The following is a 4,832-nucleotide window of genomic DNA, read 5'->3' on the forward strand; positions in this document are numbered from 1 at the left end:
TGTCGGGCGGTGGGGGCCTCGGTGAGGCCGCCGGCCTCGCCCGGGTTGTTGCGGGTCGCCGGGGCGGCGGTGACGCGGTGGCTCATCTCGGGGCCGGCCACGTCGATCTCGGTGAGCGGGGCGGCGTCGCCGTTGCCGTCGCCGTAGGACATGCAGAAGCAGCTGTCGTCCCAGAAGGCGTTGACGTAGTTGGAGCCGTAGTGGACGCGGCTCGCGGCGCCGACGCCATCGTTGCGGATGCCGTTGCGGCCGAAGGTGTTCTTGTAGAAGTCCCACGTGGTGGCCGCGCCGAACTGGGCGTCCACGGCGGCGGATTCGCGGTTACTGGCAGTGCCGTCGCCGAAGTTGTTGGAGGTGTTGGCGAACAGCGAGCCGTTGCCGGCGGTTCCGTTGCTCATGTCGGTGGTGGACTGGCCGCCGCGGCTGTCGTCCTTCAGCGAGTAGTTGGAGCCGCTCTGCGCGGTGGTGAGCGGCACCTGGCCGACGAAGACGCCCTTGCCGGTGCCGGCGGCGGTCTGGATCTTCTCGTGGATGGACAGCACCTTGCCGGTGGCGGCGTCGGTGACGAGCACCTGGTTGCTCGGAGTGCCGTCGGCGCGCACGCCCTCGACGGTGGTCCGGTAGGCCAGGCGCGGGTTGCCGTCGGTCGCCCAGACGACCAGTTCGGCCTTGCCGGTCTGGTGCACGTCGGCCAGCGGGGACTCGTCGGCGTCGAGGGTGACCCCGACGGTGGCCTTGACCGCGCCGGTGGCCTGCGTGGCGGCCTGGTCGGCCGGGATCTGCGGGGTCAGGCTCGGCAGCGCGAGCTTGGCGGAGACCGCCTTGTCGACCGACTTGACCGAGCCGTTGGCCTTCTGGTGGACGACCAGGTCACCGCCGAGCACGGGCAGGCCGGCGTAGGTGCGCTCGAAGCGCAGGTGCCGGGTGCCGTCCTTGTCGACCACGGCGTCCTTGGCGACGAGCCGCTCCTTCTCGCCGAGGGCGAGGGCCTTGGCGAGCGGGCCGGACTGGCCGCCGGCCAGCGCGAGCACGGCCGCGTGCTGGTGGTCGGCCTGGGTCTGGAGGCCGGCGACGGGGCTGGCCTGGGCGGCGGTGCTCACCTGGATCACACCGGTCAGCAGGGCGGTGGCCGACAGTACGGCGACAGCTGCGAGCTTTCGCTTCACGTGCGAGTCCTTCCGGGAAACCGCGTGTGGACGCGGTCGCGCCGCGTTCCGGGGGCCGGGGTCGGCACCTGTGGGGCGGAATGGGCGCTGACGTGCTGAAACCCCGGGCGGTCGAGCGGCGAGCCACCAAGGGGTGGGGGTGGGGGCTACCGCCGGGGCTGTCCAAAAGCATGACAATCCAGCAGGTGAATTGACAGGTCTACTTCAGCGATTGGCCAGGTCCCGCCAGCTCACCGGGGCTCTCAAGTGGTGGGCAAAACGGGGCAATTCACCGCGCCTTGCAGTGGGTTCCCACCCGAACCACGGCCGACCGCCTGCGCCGATGTCCGATCGACCGTCGAACGTCGATTCGGCGCGCGGAGCCGGGCGGGCCGGAATCGACTTTTACATCCCTGTAGAACTTCCCATACGGAATCTTGACATCCGCTTGGCGAGGTCCCGCCACCTGCCACCCTTGCCCGCCGCCGAGCCATCTGCTAGCGCCACCGAACCTCGTGTTCGCCCGACTCCTCAGCGCAGTCGGTGAGTTGAGCGCGACACCCTGGGGCGCACCGGAGCCGACAAGGCCCCGTGTCCCACAACTGCCCCTCCTCCACAGACAACTGCGATGGCACCCGGCTCCCGCGGCGCCCCGCTCGCCCGCCCCGACTCCCGGGCGACCTGCCCGTACGGACACCCGGGCCGGGTCGGCACACGCACTCAACCGCCGCCGGCGCCGGGCCCGTCCGGTCGCAGAAGCGGCAGCGGCAACGGCAACGGCAACGGCAACGAGGTCGGGGTTGGGAGGGCGCAGGGGTGCCGCTCCTCGCCCGGACCGGTCAGCGAGGCCTCCCCGGGAGCACGTCCGGCGCGTACTCCCGGACCGCCGCGAGCAGTTGGCGAATCGACGGGTTCACCATCGGTCGCCCGGCCACGGTGACGGTCGGCACGGTCTCGTTGCCGTCCGCGACCGAGCGGACGAAGGCGGCAGCGTCCGGGTCCTTCCAGATGTTCACCATGGTGAACCGCCGGCTGTAGCGCAGGCGCGTGAAGAGCAGCGCCAGGCGCAGGTTCATGCAGAACGTGCACAGCGGACGCCAGTAGAGGACCACACCGTCGTCGGCTCCGTCGGTCGCTGTCACTGGAACCGCCATTCCTGGGCCGTGTTGCCAGGGGTGCAGGTCACCATGGTGACCGCGTTTCCCGGGCCGTTGTCGGTCATGCAGCTGTGGTTCTGGTAGTCGGCCAGCGTGTAGGAGCCCTGGGCGGACCCGCTGCGCACCGTCCAGTTGGTCAGGAAGCTGAAGCCCCCGCTCAGGGTGACCTTGCCGTCCATGGTCTGGACGAGCAGCGGCCCGCCGCTGTTGCAGGCGTTGAAACTGATCCAGGAGCCGGGGTTGGTCGCCCGCACCCAGCCGTACTGGGACGCGCCGCCGACCACGATCGGGTTGTCGCCGCTCAGTTCGTCGCGGGCCATCCCGATCGGGCGGCCGTCCTTCACGTTGACGATGGTGGTCCAGGAGGTGCCGCCGCACGACGGCGGCCGGGTGGGGGTCTGCGGGGCCGGCGGGTTGCCGCCGGACGGGGAGCCGCCCCCGGCGGGGGAGCCACCGGCCGCGTTCTGGGCCGGGGGCTGCGGGTTGGGATTGGGGTTGGCGGGCTGGTTTGCCGCGCCGCCCCCGCCCCCGCCCCCGCCGCCGGACTGGTTGGACTGACCGCCCGAAGCCCCGCTGGCGGACCCACCCGAGGCACCGCCCGCAGAGCCGCCGACGGAACCGCCTGAGGCACCGCCGCCACCAGCCGCGTTGCCGCCGCCTGCCGCGCCCGCGCCGGTGCCCCGGCTCGCCGCGCCTCCGTTGCCGCCCGGCGCGGGGGCCTGAACGGGCGCGCCCGGCTGGTTCTGGGTGCTCGGCTGCTGGTCGGCGGCCGGGGCCGCGACCGGGGTGTCGGAGGGTGTCGGCGTGGCGGGCGGCGTGGTGGCCGGGGCCGCCGGGGTGCCCGTGCCCGGGGTCACCGGGGCCGTCACGACGACGGTCGGCTGGGCGGCGGGCGGCTCGGCCGCGTCCGACCGGCCGGGGCCGCGGTCCACCAGCAGGACGGTCGCCGTGCCCATCGAGATGACCACGGGGACGATCACCGGCACCAGCAGTGCGCGACGTGACCGGCGCTTGCCCGGCTCGGTCACCGGCTGCGGCCCCACCTTCGCGACCTCGTCCGGCACGGGGCCGTCACCCGACGCCGGGCGCTCGCCCGACGCGGGCTGGTCGGCGCCGTCCGCGACCGGCACCACGGCACCGGCCTTCGCCCCGCCGGCACCCCCGGGCGCTCCGTCCCCGGCCTCTTCACCCGCAGCCGCTCCCCCGGCCGCCGCAGCTCTGAGGTCGACCGTCCCGGTGTCGGCCGGGGCGCCGACCGCACCCGCCGCAGCGCCCGCGTCCTTCGCGCCGATCGCCGCCCGGGCCGCGGCCGCCATCTCGGCGGCGTCGGCGAACCGGTCCTCCGGCTTCTTCTCCAGCGCCTTCGCGACCAGCTCTCGAACCGCCGCCGGGAAGGCCCCCGGCAGCTCCGGCGCCGGCTGGCGGACGTGCTTGAGCGCGACCTCCAACACGCTCTCGCCGACGAACGGCGGCTTCCCGGTAAGCAGTTCGAAGCAGACCACGCCGATCGAGTAGAGGTCGGAGGCTGGCCCGGTGCCCGTCCCCTCGGCCTGCTCGGGGGCCATGTAGAGGGCGGTGCCGACGATCGCGTGCGAGGCGGTGATCTTGGTGCTGGCGATCGCCCGGGCGATGCCGAAGTCGGTGATGGTCACCCGGCCGTCCGTACGCACCATCAGGTTGGACGGCTTGAGGTCCCGGTGCACGATCTCCCGGCGGTGGGCGGCGTGCAGGCCGTCCAGCGCGGCGGCGACCAGACCGAGGGCGCGCTCGGGAGGCATCGGGCCCTCCTCGGCGAGCACCCGGTCCAACGGCCGGCCGTCGACCAGTTCCATGACGATGTAGGCGCAGCGGTCCCCGGCGCCACCGCCCTCGCTGCCCTCGGCACCGCCGCCGCTCTCACCGTAGTCGTGGACGTCCACGACGGCCGGGTGGTCGATCGCGGCGACCAGTTGGGCCTCGCGGCGGAAGCGCTGGATGAAGGTGTCGTCCTCGAACAGCGCCGAATGCAGGATCTTGACGGCCACCGGCCGCGCCAGCACCGTGTCGTCGGCCCGCCAGACCGTACCCATCCCCCCGCCGCCGATCCGCTCGACCAGCGTGTACCGCCCGCCGAGCACGGCGCCCGGACCCCTCATACTCCCGCCCCCATGTGTGTCATGACCCTCCCCAGCGGGCCGTTCGGCCCCCAGTGTGCCAGAGGGGGTCGAACGGTCAGCAGGCACTGTCCGGCCAGGGGTTGAGGGCCCCACCGTCAGCTGTCCCGGCCCTGCCGGGCGTGCTCGACCACCTCCAGGACGGCGGCGGCGACGGCCTGCGGGTGGTCGGCGTGGACGTGGTGGCCCGGCCCGCGCCCCAACAATTGAGACCCCCAGGGGGCGCCCCCGCCCACCCGTGTCTGGTGTTCCGTGCACCCCGCGCGCACACCCCCCCCCCGGCCGGCGGGGGCGGGGGGGGGTGCCCGGGCCGCGGAGCCGGCGCCCGCCGCCGCCGCGCGCGGCCGGGGCGTCCACCGGATCGACCAGTTCGGAGC

General features: G+C 73.8%; 3 protein-coding genes and 1 pseudogene. All 4 read right to left on the reverse strand.

The features are described from left to right. On the reverse strand, positions 1-1,166 hold a 1,166-nt coding region (locus ACFV6I_RS19740), incomplete at its 3' end, for a M4 family metallopeptidase (protein WP_380426628.1). 818 nt (positions 1,167-1,984) lie between these two features. Continuing rightward, positions 1,985-2,287 (reverse strand): glutaredoxin domain-containing protein, encoded by a 303-nt coding sequence (locus ACFV6I_RS19745; protein WP_279634944.1) that lies wholly within the window; start codon positions 2,285-2,287, stop codon positions 1,985-1,987. Next, complete coding sequence (locus ACFV6I_RS19750) at positions 2,284-4,437, reverse strand: serine/threonine-protein kinase (protein WP_380426630.1); 2,154 nt, start codon at positions 4,435-4,437, stop codon at positions 2,284-2,286. Before ACFV6I_RS19750 ends, ACFV6I_RS19745 begins: the two co-directional genes overlap by 4 nt. A gap of 221 nt (positions 4,438-4,658) precedes the next feature. Next, a pseudogene (locus ACFV6I_RS19755) lies at positions 4,659-4,832 on the reverse strand (hypothetical protein); the annotation flags it as partial.

The sequence above is a fragment of the Kitasatospora sp. NPDC059803 genome, from assembly GCF_042732255.1.
GTDB lineage: Bacteria > Actinomycetota > Actinomycetes > Streptomycetales > Streptomycetaceae > Kitasatospora.